Annotated in this window: 14 protein-coding genes; 5 read left to right on the top strand and 9 right to left on the bottom strand. The window is 57.9% G+C overall.

Translation table 11 applies throughout. The features are described from left to right. Window positions 1–89 precede the first annotated feature (89 nt). Window positions 90–2,321 (bottom strand): replication restart helicase PriA, encoded by a 2,232-nt coding sequence (gene priA / locus ACRRQW_RS14575; RefSeq protein WP_438482291.1) that lies wholly within the window; start codon window positions 2,319–2,321, stop codon window positions 90–92. A gap of 96 nt (window positions 2,322–2,417) precedes the next feature. On the opposite strand from priA, the gene ACRRQW_RS14570 reads away from it, so the two are divergent. Together ACRRQW_RS14570 and ACRRQW_RS14565 are read left to right on the top strand one after the other, a co-directional pair. Beyond that, on the top strand, window positions 2,418–2,885 hold the full coding sequence (locus ACRRQW_RS14570; RefSeq protein WP_438482290.1) for a Fur family transcriptional regulator: 468 nt from the start codon (window positions 2,418–2,420) through the stop codon (window positions 2,883–2,885). 2 nt (window positions 2,886–2,887) lie between these two features. Next, window positions 2,888–3,262, top strand: a complete 375-nt coding sequence (locus tag ACRRQW_RS14565) for a TPR end-of-group domain-containing protein (RefSeq protein WP_438482289.1) — start codon at window positions 2,888–2,890, stop codon at window positions 3,260–3,262. 41 nt (window positions 3,263–3,303) lie between these two features. Here the strand turns inward: ACRRQW_RS14565 and ACRRQW_RS14560 are convergent, their stop codons facing one another. From ACRRQW_RS14560 to hemW, 3 genes are read right to left on the bottom strand one after another with little or no spacing between them, the layout of a single operon-like run. Further along, window positions 3,304–4,320 (bottom strand): M23 family metallopeptidase, encoded by a 1,017-nt coding sequence (locus ACRRQW_RS14560; RefSeq protein WP_438482288.1) that lies wholly within the window; start codon window positions 4,318–4,320, stop codon window positions 3,304–3,306. Further along, entirely contained in the window at window positions 4,320–4,823 is a 504-nt protein-coding gene (locus ACRRQW_RS14555) for a hypothetical protein (RefSeq protein ID WP_438482287.1), read from the bottom strand. The genes ACRRQW_RS14560 and ACRRQW_RS14555 overlap by 1 nt, the downstream gene beginning before the upstream one ends. Next, on the bottom strand, window positions 4,820–6,013 hold the full coding sequence (gene hemW, locus ACRRQW_RS14550; RefSeq protein WP_438482286.1) for a radical SAM family heme chaperone HemW: 1,194 nt from the start codon (window positions 6,011–6,013) through the stop codon (window positions 4,820–4,822). The genes ACRRQW_RS14555 and hemW overlap by 4 nt, the downstream gene beginning before the upstream one ends. Before the next feature lie 63 nt (window positions 6,014–6,076). Here hemW and ACRRQW_RS14545 point away from each other — a divergent pair, with 63 nt between their 5' ends. Continuing rightward, a complete protein-coding gene (locus ACRRQW_RS14545; RefSeq protein ID WP_438482285.1) occupies window positions 6,077–6,991 on the top strand; it encodes an IPT/TIG domain-containing protein in 915 nt (304 codons plus the stop codon). A gap of 88 nt (window positions 6,992–7,079) precedes the next feature. Further along, a complete protein-coding gene (locus ACRRQW_RS14540) occupies window positions 7,080–8,147 on the top strand; it encodes a M42 family metallopeptidase (RefSeq protein ID WP_438482284.1) in 1,068 nt (355 codons plus the stop codon). A gap of 92 nt (window positions 8,148–8,239) precedes the next feature. Here the strand turns inward: ACRRQW_RS14540 and clpX are convergent, their stop codons facing one another. From clpX to tig, 3 genes are all read right to left on the bottom strand, one after another. Continuing rightward, window positions 8,240–9,562 carry an ATP-dependent Clp protease ATP-binding subunit ClpX gene (gene clpX, locus ACRRQW_RS14535; RefSeq protein WP_438482283.1) on the bottom strand — a complete coding sequence of 441 codons (1,323 nt, stop codon included), beginning with the start codon at window positions 9,560–9,562 and terminating at the stop codon, window positions 8,240–8,242. Window positions 9,563–9,644: 82 nt separating this feature from the next. Continuing rightward, window positions 9,645–10,262 carry an ATP-dependent Clp protease proteolytic subunit gene (locus ACRRQW_RS14530; RefSeq protein WP_438482282.1) on the bottom strand — a complete coding sequence of 206 codons (618 nt, stop codon included), beginning with the start codon at window positions 10,260–10,262 and terminating at the stop codon, window positions 9,645–9,647. Further along, window positions 10,259–11,581: a trigger factor gene (gene tig / locus ACRRQW_RS14525; protein WP_438482281.1), complete on the bottom strand. Its 1,323-nt coding sequence runs from the start codon at window positions 11,579–11,581 to the stop codon at window positions 10,259–10,261. The genes ACRRQW_RS14530 and tig overlap by 4 nt, the downstream gene beginning before the upstream one ends. Window positions 11,582–11,725: 144 nt before the next feature. Between tig and ACRRQW_RS14520 the strand changes: the two genes are divergently transcribed. Continuing rightward, entirely contained in the window at window positions 11,726–12,409 is a 684-nt protein-coding gene (locus ACRRQW_RS14520) for a peptidase M22 (protein ID WP_438482280.1), read from the top strand. Window positions 12,410–12,488: 79 nt separating this feature from the next. Here ACRRQW_RS14520 and ACRRQW_RS14515 read toward each other — a convergent pair whose 3' ends face one another. Both ACRRQW_RS14515 and ftsH read right to left on the bottom strand, forming a co-directional pair. Further along, window positions 12,489–13,850, bottom strand: coding sequence for a UDP-glucose 6-dehydrogenase (locus tag ACRRQW_RS14515; protein ID WP_438482279.1), 1,362 nt, complete (start codon window positions 13,848–13,850; stop codon window positions 12,489–12,491). A gap of 106 nt (window positions 13,851–13,956) precedes the next feature. Then, window positions 13,957–15,972 (bottom strand): ATP-dependent zinc metalloprotease FtsH, encoded by a 2,016-nt coding sequence (gene ftsH, locus ACRRQW_RS14510; RefSeq protein ID WP_438482278.1) that lies wholly within the window; start codon window positions 15,970–15,972, stop codon window positions 13,957–13,959. Window positions 15,973–15,982: the final 10 nt, after the last annotated feature.

Genomic DNA, 15,982 nt, shown 5'->3' with positions numbered 1-15,982 from the left:
CGCCCAACCAAGTTCACACGTAAAGCCATAACGCCTCTTCAATTAATACCTAAGTAGTTGCCGTGAGTTCGACGCTTTTAAAGCAAGCGTCACATCAAGCTCATCGGATCGACGTCGAGCACTTGGGTGACGTCGTCAGGCCATTTGACCTCGGCCTGCAGGCGCACGAGTTCAGGCACGACCTTCGTCGCACGGGCGCAGAAATACCAAATTTGGAAACGATACTCGTCCTTCGCTTTCTCAATGGGCGAAGGCGTCGGGCCGCGAATTTCCACCGCGTCGCCGAGCGCCTTCTCGACTTGTTTCGCCCAATGCTCGGCGAAGAACATGATCTTCTCCGGATTCGGCCCGCGAAAAATGTGATGGATAAGGTGCCGATACGGCGGGTAGTTGAATTTTTTCCGCATCTCCAACTCGGCCGCAGCGAAACCGTCAAAGTCGGATTGCTTCGCAAACTGGATCGCGTCGGCCTGCGGCGAGAACGTTTGCACCACGACTTCGCCCGAGCGATCGCCCCGCCCAGCGCGGCCCGCCACTTGCACGAGCAGTTGGAACGTGCGCTCGTTCGCGCGGAAATCCGGCACGTGCATCGAAAGATCCGCATCTACTAAGCCAACGAGCGTTACGTTAGGGAAATCGAGCCCCTTGCCGATCATTTGCGTGCCGATCAGAATATCGATTTTACCCGCGCGGAAATCACCGAGGATTTCGCGGAAACGGTGTTTTTTCGACATCGTATCCGTGTCCATGCGTTCGAGGCGCGCGCGGGGCAACACGCGCCGAACCGCCTCCTCCACCCGCTGCGTGCCGAGGCCGCGCCAGCGAATATCCGGCGCCGCGCAACTAGGGCACACCGACGGTGCGCCACGTTGATGACCGCAGAGGTGACACTTGAGCGTCTCGTCAGCGCGATGATACGTCATCGACACACTGCAATGCGGGCACGTCTCCACATGGCCGCACTTGCGGCACTGCATGCTCGACGAATAACCGCGGCGATTGATGAACAAAATCATCTGCTCCTTCCGCTCGAAGCGACCTTGCATCTTGTCCACCAGCTTACGCGAAAGGGTCACGAGGCCACGTTGCCGCATGATCTCGATGCGCATGTCGACGATGTGGATGTCGGGCATCTTTTTGTCGTCCACCCGCTTCGTCATCGTGTTGAGCAGGTATTTGCCCGAGCGCACATTTTCGAACGATTCCAGCGACGGCGTGGCCGAGCCTAACAAACACACCGCACTCGCCAGCTTCGCGCGATACACCGCGACGTCGCGACCATGGTAGCGCGGGGTTTCGTCCTGTTTGTAGGCGGGCTCGTGTTCCTCGTCGACGACGATGAGCTGCAAATTTTGCACCGGCGCGAATACCGCCGAGCGCGCCCCAACGACGACGCGTGCCTCGCCTTTCGCGAGCGCGTTCCAACCATCGAGGCGTTCGCCTTCGCTCAGGTGGCTGTGCCAGACCACGGTGCGATGGCCGGCCGCTTCGAAACGTCCCCGCAGACGCGCCACGGTTTGCGGCGTGAGGGCGACCTCCGGCACGAGGTAGATCGCGCTGCCGCCCGACGCTAATACCTTTTCGATCAGGCGGAGATACACCTCGGTTTTTCCAGAGCCGGTGACGCCTTTGAGCAGATGCACTTGGAATTTCTGCTTCGCAAGGCTCGCACCCACGGAGTCGACGACGGTGGATTGCTCTTCGTTCAGCGTCGGCGGCAATCCGGTGACGACTTCTCCCCCCGTCCAATTGTCGGCGTAAGCGACGCGTTCGATGAAGCGGGTTTCTTCGTGCACCAACCCGCGTTTCACCAGGGCAGCCGCAACGGCCGCGGTCACGTCGAGTCGCGACAGCACGAGTGATTTTTTCACCGGACGAAACTGCTGCTGGAGAAACTCGATCAAGCGCGCTTGCTGCGGGGCTTTTTTGCGGATCGCGGCGAGTTCGTCGGGGTTAACCGTTTTTGGCACCGTCAGGTATTTCTCCTGCTTAAGCCGAGTGCCGTCGCGCACGGCGCCGGGAATCATCGCCTCGAACACGCTCTCCATGCGCGCCGCGTAGTAATTGTGCATCCACCTCGCGAGGTGGATGAGATCGGGGGTCAACGCGGGAAATTCATGCAGCGCCGCGCTGACCAGTTTTAATTTCGCCACCGGCACGTCGGGCACGGCGTTAATTTCCAACACCATCGCCAGATGCGAGCGGTTCATGATCGGCACGCGCACGAGCGAGCCGGGGCGCACGGCAGCGACGAGCGTCTCCGGCACCTTGTAGTGCAGGAGCTTATCAAAGCCCGCCAATGGCTGAACGCCGACAATCATTGCCTCAAATGAGGGCGCCAGCTGACCCGTGGCAACGTGTTTCCGGTGCCTTGTTACGAGTTGACAGAGCCAAAGCGCCCCGCCGACATTCTGCCAGTGAGTTTCGAAGCTTCCCGCGATAAATTTCAAGCCTACCTGACCAAGCAAGGTCTCCGTGTAACCAACCAGCGGCTCGCGATCTTCGATGCGGCGTTTGCGCAGAAGGAGCATTTCACGGCGGAGCAGCTTTTGGACAAGGCCCGCGCAATCGACGATTCAGTTTCTCGAGCCACGGTGTATCGCACGCTGCCGTTGATGACGGAAAGCCAAATCCTGCGCGAAGTGGACATCGGCTCCGGAGAAAAATTTTATCTGCCGGCCAGCGGCACGAATTCGCAAGTCGCCCAAGTCGTCTGTGTGGATTGCGACAAGATTTTCGAGATCAGCGCGCCGTTCATGGAATGGTATGGCAGCACGGTGTCGTTGAAGCTGGGTCTCAAACCCATTACCCAGCGTCTCCAAGTGAGCGCTCAGTGCATTGCGCAACGCCAGACCGGCTTGTGCCCGCATCGCGTTGCCAAGTAACCATGTCCAAGACGTCGAAACACGATACCCAATTTGAAATCGAGTTTTATGAAGCGGTGCACCGCCGCTGCCCGAGCTACGTAGATATCGTCGGTCTGCTCGGTGGACTTTACACGAAAGTTGGCCGCATCGCCGATGGACTCAAAATGGACCGTAAGCTGGTGCGCCTCGAACCGGAGAACGCGACCGCGCACTACAATTTGGCGTGCAGCCTGGCGCTCTGCAAAAAGCGTCCCGACGCGCTGCGCTCGCTGCGCAAAGCGGTTTCGCTTGGCTATGACGACGTCGACTGGATGCAGCAGGATCCCGATTTGGAAATCTTGAAAAAAAATCCCGAGTTCCAGCATTTGCTCGGGCAGTTGAAGCCGCAGAGCTGACGTTGGAATCCTAGCGAGAGCGCGTTAGCGCACAGCTCACCTCAGCGTTGCCCGAATACCAACTGGAGTATCGTCGTCATGTCCGAACCGGGGATGTAGCCCGACCCTTTCGGACGCACGAGGGTTTTGCCGCGAGCGCGGCGGAGAGCGGGATTATCCACTTCCAAAATCTCGACCGAGCCTGCGCGTTTGCCCGCGACTTCCGCCGGCGTCAGCGGCGTCCACGAGAACGGCAAACCTGTCACGCTCAACTGCACTTCCCAGCCACCGATGAGGCCGAGGGGAATTTCTTTTTTCAACAACGCCGGATAACGCACGATAAAATCCGGCCGGCGGCTCGTCACGATGCGGAAGCGCACCGCCGAATCCATGCGTGAGAAATACTGGTCGAAATTATCGACTTTGCGCGTGCGCCATTTGGACAGAAAATCCATCGGATCGAGGCCGAGCAGATTCATGCCGTTGTAATCGCCGTGCTGGTTCGGACTGCCGAATTTTCTCCAGTTATACCACGCTTGAAAATTTTCCGTGCCAACAAGACCAATCTCAAAATGCAAATGCGCGCGATCCTTCGGAATCGCATAGCCGCCCGCGCTGCGCCCCATCGTCGCGAGCACCTGCCCCTGCTTAACGGATTTGCCGCGCGCAATGCCGGGTTCGACTTTGGCGAGGTGCGCGTAAAGCGTGTAAACCGCCGGTTGCACATCCGGATGCTCGATCACGATGTAGCGACCATAACTACTGTTGCCGGGAGAAATGCTCACGTGCCGCACGACACCCGACATCGCCGCCGTGACCTTATCGGCCGCTTCACCTTTCGAATCGCGCGTCACCGGGCGAATATCCAAGCCCTCGTGAAACTGGGTGCCATTGCTCCGCACCGAACCGAACAAACCCGACTCCAGTTGTCCGGAAACCGTGGGCTGCACCCACGCGTCGTAGGATTTGCCCTGCTCCCACGCGCGGTTCGGAGTCGGCCAGCTGATGTCGATACGCTGCGCGACGAGCGTCACGCTGATGCAGGCGAAAATCCAAAAAATGCGGAGGCCGAATATCATTATTTCTTTTTGGCGGCGGCCCGCGCGATATCGAGCGAGGTGCGTTTGAGGCGACCGACGATTTCCGGCAGCTCCGCATCAGGTAATTCCACAAAAATTAAAACGACACCGTCGGCAGTCGCTTGCTCAATCCGGCGCGCGCCGACCGGCGAATCATTGAGAGAAAGGACGAGACGACGCCCTATATTCGAGACCGAAAGCCGGTAAAAATCGCGCGTCGCCGCCGGCGTCAGTTGCAGCATCAGGCACGCGCCGAGATCTACTTTAGCGACTTCGGCGTTCACGATATCGTATTCGACGATGATCGGTTTCGGGTTAACCGTCACACTGACTCCACTCACCGGCAGTGGGAGTGCCACACCGGTTTCGGTCGGTTTCGCTTCGAGGAAAAAGCGGGCCACAAGTGGCGCGTAATCCTTCGGTTTATCGGCCGTCTGACACCCGGCGAGCAACGCCACGATCAGCATTCCGGCGAAGCTTGGCAAAACGCGGCGGCAGTTCATTCGGCGGCTACCTTTGCGGAGGTTTCGAAAGCCTCAAGAATTTCCGCTCCGATTGCGTCAGCCACCAAACGCCCGCGATCCGTCAGGCTGATGCGCCCTTCCGGCGTCGTCACGAGCAAGCCTTCAATCAAGAGTTTCGGCAGTAAATCTTCCAGTCCGCTCCACGCAGCAGTCGGAAAACGTTTGCGCAATTGCGGCAGCGACACGCCCGCATTCATGCGCAGGCCAAAGATCACGGCATCTTCCGCAAGCAAGCCCGGCGTGAGTTCCACGCGGTCGCTGGTCGCACGTTTGCCGGCGTCGACATCAGCCAGCCACAAGCCGAGATCAGCAGGATTGCCTGAGCGCCAGCCGGCATGTTGCGAAGCCGCCGATGGGCCGAGACCGACCCATTCGTGCATATTCCACGTGTTGAGATTATGCAGGCACGCGTGACCGCGCCGCGCGAAATTCGACACCTCATACTGCCCGTAACCGGCCGCGTTGAGGTAATCCCACGTGTGTTGGTAGAACACTGCTTCCTTCGCCACATCGAGTTTCACTTTGCCTTGCGAAAGCTTGATCCACATCGCCGTGTCTTCTTCGAACGTCAGGCAATACGTCGAAAGATGATCCGGCGCGAGACGGATGGCTTCATCCAAATCCGCCCGCCATTGCGTTTCCGTCTGATTCGGCAGCGCGAACATCAGGTCGAGATTAACGCTTTGAAAACCCTGTGCACGAATCAGATCGTAAGCCCGATAAATCTGCTCCGGCGTGTGCTGCCGACCAAGCGCATCGAGTAACGGCGCATCGAAACTTTGCACGCCCATCGAGATGCGCGTCACCCCGAGTTGCTTTAACATCGCCAGCCGATCCGGCGTCACCGTGGCGGGCGCGAGTTCGACCGTCCATTCAATGGGTTGCCCGCCCGCATGACGCAGCACGGTTTGCCCCAATGCTTCGATTTCAGCGGGCTTTAACAACCCGGGCGTGCCGCCGCCCCAAAATACCGTGCTGATCCGTTTTCCGTTCCAAGGAACCAACAACGCCTCGCGCGCGACTCCGTCCAAGTAGCGTTTAACCGCGTCGCCTTTCGGCACGGTCTGGTAGAACGCGCAAAAGTCGCACGTCGTCGCGCAGAACGGCACGTGCAGATACAGGCCCAGTGGTGACTGAGCTTTTTCTTGCTCTGGGAGGAACCCAACCATTATGAAGTGAGTCAATTTACGATCTGCCAACGGCCTACGCGGCATCCGCAATCGATTATTCCCATGCAAAAGACTCCCTTCTCTCACGCGAGCAGAATTTTTTCCGCCCTTCTGGTCGCGGCGACGTTACTCGTCCTTACGGGCTGCAATTTCAGCATCACCAACCTGACGCCCGCGACCGTTCCGGCGAACCCGTCGCAAATCTACACGATCACCGCGAGCTTCCAGCCAAAGACCCAGCATATCCTTCGCGATTCGATCAATCCGCGCATCATTATCGACGGCTCCAGCTACAAGATGAACCACAGCGCGGTGAACGGTGATATCTGGGAATTCGACTACCAACTCCCCGCCGGTCGCACCTCGGCCTCGTATTATTTCATCTGTGATTTCCGCACCGAAGGTCAGACCTCCAGCATGCCGACAGAGGTTTATTCCGAGCTGCAAAATTTGAAAATTGTGGGCCGTTACGTGCTCCGCTCCGAGGCGACCCGCGCTCCGGTCGGTTCGCGCGTAAGCGTCCTCGGCGCCGGTTTCACGAGTTCGGACATCGTCTATTTCGATAGCGAGCCCGCTCGCACGGTGTTCGAATCGCCGAGTTCACTCAGTTTCTTCGTGCCGGCGTTGGCCGCAGGCCGTAGCTACAAACTCAGCGTCGTCGGTTCGGGTGCGAATCTCGACGTCGGCACCTTCCGCGTCGATGGCATCACTTTCCAAGTTTCCCCTTCCGCGCTCTCGCTCCGCCAAGGTGAGCAACAGTCGTTGACCTTCACGATCCCGCAACCGGCTCCGTCCGGCGGCATGCTGATCGACGTCACGACGGACATTGCTGCGAGCATCATCTTGCCCGAGGTCATCGTGCAGGCCGGCCTTTCAAGCGTCACCATACCCGTGCAAGGCGGTCAGCCCGGCACCGGCTCGCTTTTCTTCAAAAGCAGCGCCGGCGACAGCTCGATTCCAGTCACGGTCACGAAGTGAGACTGGAATTAAATTTTCACGAAAGGCGCGTTTCACGACGCGCCTTTTTCTTTTGCGACACCGTGCTGTTTCGCGTTCAGTTTTCCCCATGCCCGACTACCAAGCGCCCGCGTTTCTCACCGAACTGCTCAAAGCCAAATCGCCCTCCGGCGCCGAAGCCCAAGCCCAGGCGGTTTACGATAAGTTCGTGAAACCACACGCCGACACTTACGAGAAAGACGCCCTCGGTTGCCGCCTCGCCACGTTGAATAAAAAAGGCGCCCCGACCGTGATGTTCGCCGGCCACATGGACGAGCTCGGCCTCATCATCACCTACGTCAACAAAGACGGTTATCTTTATTTTGACACCATCGGCGGTCACGACCGCAGCATCATCTCGGGTCGCCGCGTCATCATCCAAACCACCAACGGCCCAGTCAAAGGCGTGACGGGCAAACGCGCGATTCACCTGATGGAAGAATCTGACCGCAAAAAGGTGCCGGAAATCCACGAGATCTGGATCGACATCGCCGCGACATCGAAAGCCGACGCACTCGAACGCGTTTCCATCGGCGACGTCGCCACCTACGACCACGAATTCGAATTGATCAACGGCAGCGTCGGCACCGCGCGCGCATTCGACAACAAAGTCGGCGCTTACGTCGTCGGCGAAGCGCTCATCCGCCTCGCGAAGGAAAACGCGAAACTGAATGCCAAACTCGTTTCGGTCGCCACGACGCAGGAAGAAATCGGCGTGCGCGGCGCGCAGACGTCGGCGTTTGCCGTCGATCCGCACGTGGCGCTGGCGGTCGACGTCGGTCACGCGACCGACCACCCCGATTGCGATCCGCGCAAATTCGGAGAAACAAAACTCGGCGCCGGCCCGATCGTTTGCCGCGGTCCGAATATTAATCCCAAAGTTTATCAACGCATCGTTGAAGTCGCGAAGAAGCACAAAATCCCGATTCAACTCGAAGCCGACCCGCGTCCGACCGGCACCGATGCTCGTGCCATCCAAATGGCCCGCGGCGGCGTCGCCTGCGGACTGATTTCGATTCCACTGCGTTACATGCACACGCCGAGTGAGGTCGTGGATTTGGAAGACGTGGAAAACTGCGTAAAGCTCTTCGTCGCGTTCGCGAAATCGATTTCTAAAGACGAAAGCTTTAACTGGTAATTATCTTGGGCTTGGCGGGCGTTTGCTCGACTTCGCTAAAAACAAAAGGCGCGATTCAAATCGCGCCTTTTTATCCATTTGGAAGACGCAGCTTAAGCGGCGTCTTTCGTGTCAGCTGACGTCGGGCGCGCCAGCTTTTTGACCTGCGGTTTGCGGCGGCCTTCCACGACGGCTCGGTCGATGATCACCTCGGCGATATCATCGCGGTGCGGGATATCATACATGACCTCGAGCATGATTTTCTCGATGATCGCACGCAGCGCGCGAGCGCCGGTCTTGAGCTCAATGGCTCGCTTAGCGATCGCGACCAGCGCGTCGCGGGTGAAACGCAGTTGCACGCCGTCCATCGCGAACAGTTTGGAATACTGTTTCACCATCGAATTCTTCGTGCTCAGGAGCACCTTTTCCAGATCGGCGACCTTGAGTTCGTCGAGCATCGAGATCACAGGCAGGCGGCCGATGAACTCTGGAATCATTCCGAAGCGAATCAAATCCTCCGGGGCCACCGCGCGCATCATTTCCTCCGGGGAAAGCTCCCGGTCCTTGTCATTCGAGTGGAATCCGAGCGAGCGCTGTCCGAGGCGTTTTTTGATCACGTCGTTCAAACCGACAAACGCGCCACCGCAAATGAAGAGGATGTTCGAGGTGTTAACCTGAATGTATTCTTGATTCGGATGTTTGCGGCCGCCTTGAGGGGGGACGTTGCACGTCGTGCCTTCGAGAATTTTCAGCAGCGCTTGCTGCACACCTTCACCAGACACGTCACGCGTGATGGAAACATTTTCCGTGGTGCGGCGAATCTTGTCGATTTCGTCGATGTAGATGATGCCGCACTCAGCTTTCTTGACGTCGTAGTTCGCGGACTGCAGGAGGCGCAGCACGACGTTCTCCACGTCTTCGCCCACGTAACCGGCTTCGGTCAGCGTGGTGGCGTCGGAGATCGCAAACGGCACATCAAGGATGCGCGCCAGCGAACGAGCCAGCAGCGTCTTGCCGGAACCAGTCGGGCCAACGAGTAGGATGTTACTCTTCTCGACTTCGACATCGGTGAACTCCGCCGGCATCGAAGCCGCGTCACGGTGGTTGCCGGATCCGGCATCGAAATTCAGTCGCTTGTAGTGATTGTAAACCGCGACCGACAAAACCTTCTTGGCGTGGTCCTGACCGATCACGTGATCGTCCAGCACTTTCTTAATTTCCGCCGGCTTGACCAAACGAAATGCCGGTTTGGCGCCGGCTTCGGGCGTCGTGCCCGTGGCATTGCCGGCCGACTTTACTTCACGGTCGATGATCGTCTTGCAGACATTGACGCACGAATCGCAGATATAAACGCCCGGGCCCGCAATGATCTTGCGGACTTCCGCCTGCGATTTGCCGCAGAACGAGCACAGGGTCATGCGCGAAGATTTGGCCATGTGGAAATAGTCAGTAAGGACGGGCGTTAGTCGAGGGATTTTCCCGTGCTAAGCCAGTTGTAACAAAAACGAACGCTTAAACTTAAGCGGCGCTCGGGACGAGTTGCTTAATGTCGCGCGTAGAAGTGATCACGTGATCCACAATACCGTAAGCCTTCGCTTCGTCGGCGCTGAGATAATAATCACGATCCGAATCCTTCTCCACTTGGTCGATGGTTTTGCCCGTGTGGCGGGAGATGGTTTCGTTCAAGGTCTGGCGCCAGCGGAGAATCTCGCGCGCTTGGATGGCGATATCGGCCTGCTGGCCGCCGGCGCCACCCGAAGGCTGGTGGATCATCACGCGGCTGTTTGGCAGCGCGAAGCGCTTGCCCTTCGTGCCGGCAGCGAGGAGCACGGTGCTCATGCTCGCGGCCATGCCGATGCAATACGTGACGATGTCGCACTGGAGGAAGTTCATCGTGTCGTAGATGGCCATGCCACCGGTCACGACGCCGCCAGGCGAATTGATGTAGAGCTGAATGTCCTTCTTCGGGTCCTCCATCTGGAGAAACAGCATCTGCGCGATAACCACATTGGCCACGCCATCATCGATGGGTGAACCGATAAAAATAATGCGGTCTTTCAGCAGACGGCTGTAGATATCCATCGACCGCTCTCCGCGGCCGGTATTTTCGAGGACGATTGGGACGTAATAGCTCATGCGTTGGCGGTTGCCGTGTTAACGGTAGCCTTAGACACGATAAAATCAAGGGCCTTGTCGAAAGTGATCTGCTGCTGGATGGCGCGAAGCTGTTCGCGATCCTTGCCGAGGTCTTTCACGAGCTTCTCGGGACGTTCGCCTGAGCGCATCGCTTCGCGCATGATCCAGTTGTTGAAATCTTTTTCGTCGACCTTGAGTTTTTCGTTCTCGGCGATCTTCGCGAGCATGAGCTGAACCTTGATGCGCGAGACAGCGGCCTTCGTCGCGTTGTCGTGCAGTTCTTTTTTATTCGCTTCAAACTGCTCCTGCGGAACGCCGCGGCGCATGTTCTCTTCGATGAACTGGCGAAGCACGCCATCGCGCTCGGAAGCAACGAGGCTCTCCGGCACCGGGAAATCAACCGCCGCGAGCAGCGCATCGGTCACCTGACGGCGTTGAGCGGCGCGGTTCTCGTGCTCTTTGCGCATCTTCAAGTTCGTGGAAACTTGCGACTTCAAGCCGGCGAGATCGTCAACTTGTTGTGCTTTGAAAAAAGCTTCGTCGAGCGGAGGCAACACGCGTTCGCGCACTTCCTGCACTTCGATTTCGTAGGAAGCGGTCTTACCAGCCAACGCGAGCACCGCCGCGAAATCAGCAGGGAATTCGACCGTCACGGTCTTCTTGTCGTCCTTCTTGAGGTCGGCGATTTGTTTGCTCAAGCCGGGCAGCAGCCCTTCGTTGGCACCTTCCACTTCTTCCCACGTTTGGGGAGCGGCCGCGTAAATTGCTTTGTCACCCACGACTTCGCTCAACGGTTTGCCGTCAAGCGTGCCGGTGTAACCAAAGCGGACGTAGTCACCTTTCGCGGAAGCGCGTTCGGCGACTTTGAAATCGGCGCGCTCAGAGCGCAGGCCTTCGATCACGGTGTCGAGTTCAGCATCGGTCGGCTCGACGGAAGTAATTTCCGTCTTCAAGCCGTTGTATTCCGGCAGCGTGAATTCAGGGCGCACATCGACCGTGATCTTCACGTCGACTGCCTGGCCCGCTTCGACGGTGCCTTCCTGCACATCGACGATGTTGAGCACATCGAGCTTCGATTGCTCGAGGCCATCGCGATAAGCTTTACCCACAACCTGGCTCTTGAACTCTTCCTTGAGCTGCTTGCCAAAACGCTGCGCGACCATCGCCGCGGGAGCTTTGCCCGGACGGAAACCGGGGATGCTGACTTGGCGGGTGTATTCGCCCAACAGTTTCTGGTATTCGGCATCCACCTCGCTCTTATCGAGCGCGACATTCAGCACTTTGCGGGTCTGGTTTGTTTCGGTAATAGTGACGTTCACGGTATTAAAAATTGAAGCAGTTTTGAGTCGTTGAACGGTCAAAGGTAGGTCACACCCCCTCTTGGTCAATGCCAGATTGGGTCACGCCGCACCCCGGAAACCAACATGGACATTTGCCTTCGCCCACCCAAACGTGCCCGCGCAATGCCTTCCCTTCCACAGCTTTTGGCCAGTCATGGCAACTTGCTCGTGCTGGATGCTGCTTCAACGCGCATCCAAGTCGGCCTCCTGCGCCTGCAAGCCCCGGCGATCTGGCGTGAAGCCGTCGAGGAGGCGGGCTCCGGCCTTTTTTCGCTGACCCAAGCCGCGTTGCAGGAGGCCAACCTAAGAATCGCCGAGGTGGGTTCTTTTGTATTCTGCGAGGGGCCCGGCTCGATGCTCGGCATCCGGACGGTTGCGGCAGCGTTGCGCACGTGGCAGGCGCTCGCGCCACGCCCCTGTTTCTCGTATCAAAGCCTGGCGGTTGCCGGTCATTACGCGTGGGCTAAAAGCGACGCCCGCCCGCTCACGCTCATCGCGGACGCACGCCGCGACACATGGCATGTCCAAATAATCAGCGTGGACGGCAAACTTGCACCGCTCGCACGCGTCGCGGCGACGGAGTTGGCCCAAGGAGAAATCTTCACCCCGGACAATTTCCGCGTGTGGACAAAACTGCCAGAGTCGGTGCAAACGTGCAGCTATCGCCTCGAAGAGATTCTCCCCACCTTGGTCGACGGCGATTATTTTCGCCCCACGGAAAATCCAGATGCGTTTCAGCACGAAGCTCCCGAATACAAAAAATGGTCGGCGCAGGTGCACAGTGCCGCGACCGCCCCGCAAAAGTAATTTACTGACCCGCAAATCCAAGCGGGCATAAAAAAGCGGCTCGTAAGCCGCTTTGAGTAGCAGGTTTTTGCGAAGCTGATCAGGGCTTGCCGATGCCGGAGGCGCGGAAACCGATTTTCCGAAGCGCCGCGAGATCGACGATGTTACGACCATCGAACAAGAATGCCGGCTTCGGCATCGCCGCATAGATTTTCGCGTAATCGAGCGCCTTGAATTCATCCCACTCGGTGAGAATCGCGATCGCGTGGGCACCTGCACAGGCTTCGTAGGCATCTTTCGCGATCGTAAGCCGCGGGTTCTCCGTCCCCTTGCCCAGCGTGTCGTGTTTGATTTCGTCTGCCGGAACTTTCGGGTCGTAAACGGAGACCTTGGCATGTTCGGAGAGAAGGTCGCGCACCACGTTGATCGCGGCGGATTCGCGCGTGTCATTCGTGTCTTTCTTAAATGCAAAGCCGAGGATCGCGATTTTCTTGTCGGCAACCGTGTTAAAGAGTTCGCGCACGATGCGACCGGCGAAACGCTTTTTCTGCCAATCGTTCATTGAAACGACCTGCGTCCAGTAGGCCGCGACATCGTGCAAGCCGAAGCTTTCGCAGAGATACGTGAGATTCAGAATATCTTTTTGGAAACATGAGCCGCCAAAGCCCACGGAACTCTTAAGGAATTTCGGACCGATACGGCTGTCTTTGCCGATCGCATTTGCGACTTCGTCGACGTCAGCACCCGTCGCTTCACACAGCGCCGAAATGGAATTGATCGACGAAATGCGCTGCGCGAGGAAGGCATTGGCCACCAGTTTCGAAAGTTCCGACGACCAGAGGTTCGTCGTAATCACGCGATCACGCGGCACCCAACGTCCATAAACCGCCGCCAGCGTCTCAATGGCTTTTTCCCCGTCAGTCGTGCGCTCGCCGCCGATGAGCACGCGGTCAGGGTTGAGCAGATCTTTGACGGCCGTGCCTTCCGCTAAAAATTCCGGATTAGATAAAACATGGAATTTCAAACCTTTGGAATTTGAACTGACAATCGTCTGGATCGCGTCGGCGGTTTTCACCGGGATGGTCGATTTTTCGACGATGATTTTGTCGCTTTCGGCATGCTCCGCAATCGTGCGCGCCACTGATTCGATATACCGCAAATCCGCCGCGCGGCCCGCCCCGACACCATAGGTTTTGGTGGGCGTATTCACGGCCACGAAAATAATGTCAGCCTTCTTAATATGACCGGCTACGTCCGTGGAGAAAAACAGATTACGCCCACGAGATTCTTCCACGATCTCCTGAAGGCCGGGCTCAAAAATCGGCAGATTTCCGCTATTCCAAGCCGCGACGCGCGTCGCATTCATGTCGACGACCGTCACCGTGATGTCCGGGCATTTAAGGGCGATCATCGCCATGGTCGGGCCACCCACGTATCCAGCTCCAATGCAGCAAATATTCATAAAAGTAAGCGCGAAGCGTGCTGGAGGCAGTTCTTCAATCCAAGACGATTCTCACAAAAAAGCCGGACGTAAAGTCCGGCTTGGAAGCTAATGGATTACACTATCCTCACGCCGGGTGCGGTGCCGGCGTGCCACCGTGCGAATCGGATTCGCGATTGGCCACCGAATCAGCAGGCTTCGCCGGTGAGGCTGGCGGAATCTTCGGTGGTTTTTCGCTGGAAATGGGCGAGCGAATCTCGCCGTGCTGAACAATCTCCAGCACGTGGCGACCTTCGATCGTCTCATGCTCGAGCAACGCGCCGGCAATCTTGTCGAGAGCCGCGCGGTGTTCACCAATGATTTCCTGCGCGCGTTTATACTGTGAGTGAAGGATGCCGGAAATGGCGTCGTCTATTTTCCGCGCAGTGTCTTCGCTGATTTGCTGCGAACGCGTAATATCACGACCGAGGAAAACCGTATCTTGGTTTTCGCCCATCGCGACCGGCCCGAGGTCGCTCATGCCGTAATCGCACACCATCGCGCGAGCAATCCGGGTCGCTTGTTTCAAATCGCCGTAAGCGCCGTTCGAAAAATCGCCCGTGACCATTTCCTCCGCGATACGACCGCCCATCGCCATCGCGATCTGATTGAGCAGTTTTTTCTTGGGCTGCGTGAGAATATCCTTTGTCGGAAGATAAGTCGTGCTACCGAGGCTTTGGCCGCGAGGAATGATCGTAACCTTGTGCACCGGCATCGTGCCGTCATCGAGCACAGCCTGCACGATCGCGTGGCCGGCTTCGTGCCAGGCAACGAGGCGCTTTTCGGCGTCGTCCATCACGCGGCGTCGCGAGAGGCCCCAAAGGATTTTATCCCGTGCTTCATCGACGTGCGCCATCTCGACTTTTTTCTTATTGCGACGGGCGGCGAGCAGCGCGGCCTCGTTCAAGAGGTTCGCCAGTTCCGCGCCGGAAAGGCCGGGCGTGCCGCGCGCGATGACCGCGAGGTCAACGTTCTCGGAGAGCGAAATTTTGCGGGCATGGACGCGGAGAATTTGTTCGCGACCGATGATATCAGGCAAATCGATCGAGACTTGGCGGTCGAAACGACCCGGACGCAGCAACGCGCTATCCAGCACATCGGGGCGATTCGTCGCCGCGATGATAATCACACCTTCTTGGGTGTCGAAACCATCCATCTCGACGAGCAACGAATTGAGCGTCTGCTCGCGTTCGTCGTTTCCACCGCCCAGACCCGCGCCACGTTGGCGGCCGACCGCGTCGATTTCATCAATAAAGATCAAGCACGGCGCGTTCTTGCGGCCCTGTTCAAACATATCGCGCACGCGGCTCGCGCCCACGCCGACGAACATTTCCACGAAGTCAGAACCGCTGATGGAGAAGAAGGGCACGTCCGCTTCGCCCGCGATCGCCTTGGCGAGAAGAGTTTTACCGGTGCCGGGAGGACCGACCATCAAGATACCTTTCGGAATGCGTCCGCCGATCTTTTGAAACTTCTTCGGCTCCTTCAAAAATTCAACGACCTCGCTCACCTCTTCTTTCGCCTCATCGCAGCCGGCGACATCGGCGAACATGATCCGGTCCTTGTCGCGAGTCAGCATCTTAGCGCGACTTTTGCCGAAGCTGAGGGCACCTTTGCCCGCCTGACGAATTTGCCGGACGAACAGAAAATACAACAACCCGATCACGATGATGAACGGTAGCACGTTTACAAAAAGCTGGTTCATCGCCGTGGTCGCGGGTTTTTCGGTGAACGCCAACGATTTCAATAAGCGATCCGCATTCGCCTCGGTGAGACGTCCGGAAGCGACAAACGATTTCGTCGCGGTGCCGCCTTCGACGCGCAACGTCGCTTCTTTGAGCTCGCCGGTCAGCGTATACCAGTTGCGACCGCCGTTGGCTTCCTCGCGAATCGAACCTTGGGCGACCAAGCCTTGCTCCGCGTATTCGACGACTTGCGGAATCTTCAGCGTGGCGGGCGTGGGCAACTTGCTTTCGCTAAATCGGTAAACCATCCAGATCATCGCGAGCACCGCGAGCCAGATGAGGATCATCTTCACAGGGAAGCTCTCAGGCGGAATAGGTTTAAGCGCGCGGCGTTTCTTGTTGTCGTCGTTATCGGCCATGGGGAGTTAG

Origin of the sequence: Oleiharenicola lentus (genome assembly GCF_051660365.1) — a bacterium.
GTDB classification, from domain to species: Bacteria; Verrucomicrobiota; Verrucomicrobiia; order Opitutales; family Opitutaceae; genus Lacunisphaera; species Lacunisphaera lenta_A.
The sequence above is the reverse complement of the archived record's forward strand: the minus strand, read 5'-3'. Positions and strand labels throughout refer to the sequence as shown.

Excerpts from the sequence above, each read along its gene's own strand:
- priA (WP_438482291.1), bottom strand. The coding sequence starts at position 2,321 with ATGATTGTCGGCGTTCAGCCATTGGCGGGCTTTGATAAGCTCCTGCAC.
- ACRRQW_RS14565 (WP_438482289.1), top strand. The coding sequence starts at position 2,888 with ATGTCCAAGACGTCGAAACACGATACCCAATTTGAAATCGAGTTTTAT.
- ACRRQW_RS14560 (WP_438482288.1), bottom strand. The coding sequence starts at position 4,320 with ATGATATTCGGCCTCCGCATTTTTTGGATTTTCGCCTGCATCAGCGTG.
- ACRRQW_RS14555 (WP_438482287.1), bottom strand. The coding sequence starts at position 4,823 with ATGAACTGCCGCCGCGTTTTGCCAAGCTTCGCCGGAATGCTGATCGTG.
- hemW (WP_438482286.1), bottom strand. The coding sequence starts at position 6,013 with ATGGTTGGGTTCCTCCCAGAGCAAGAAAAAGCTCAGTCACCACTGGGC.
- ACRRQW_RS14545 (WP_438482285.1), top strand. The coding sequence starts at position 6,077 with ATGCAAAAGACTCCCTTCTCTCACGCGAGCAGAATTTTTTCCGCCCTT.
- ACRRQW_RS14540 (WP_438482284.1), top strand. The coding sequence starts at position 7,080 with ATGCCCGACTACCAAGCGCCCGCGTTTCTCACCGAACTGCTCAAAGCC.
- clpX (WP_438482283.1), bottom strand. The coding sequence starts at position 9,562 with ATGGCCAAATCTTCGCGCATGACCCTGTGCTCGTTCTGCGGCAAATCG.
- ACRRQW_RS14530 (WP_438482282.1), bottom strand. The coding sequence starts at position 10,262 with ATGAGCTATTACGTCCCAATCGTCCTCGAAAATACCGGCCGCGGAGAG.
- ACRRQW_RS14520 (WP_438482280.1), top strand. The coding sequence starts at position 11,726 with ATGCCTTCCCTTCCACAGCTTTTGGCCAGTCATGGCAACTTGCTCGTG.
- ACRRQW_RS14515 (WP_438482279.1), bottom strand. The coding sequence starts at position 13,850 with ATGAATATTTGCTGCATTGGAGCTGGATACGTGGGTGGCCCGACCATG.
- ftsH (WP_438482278.1), bottom strand. The coding sequence starts at position 15,972 with ATGGCCGATAACGACGACAACAAGAAACGCCGCGCGCTTAAACCTATT.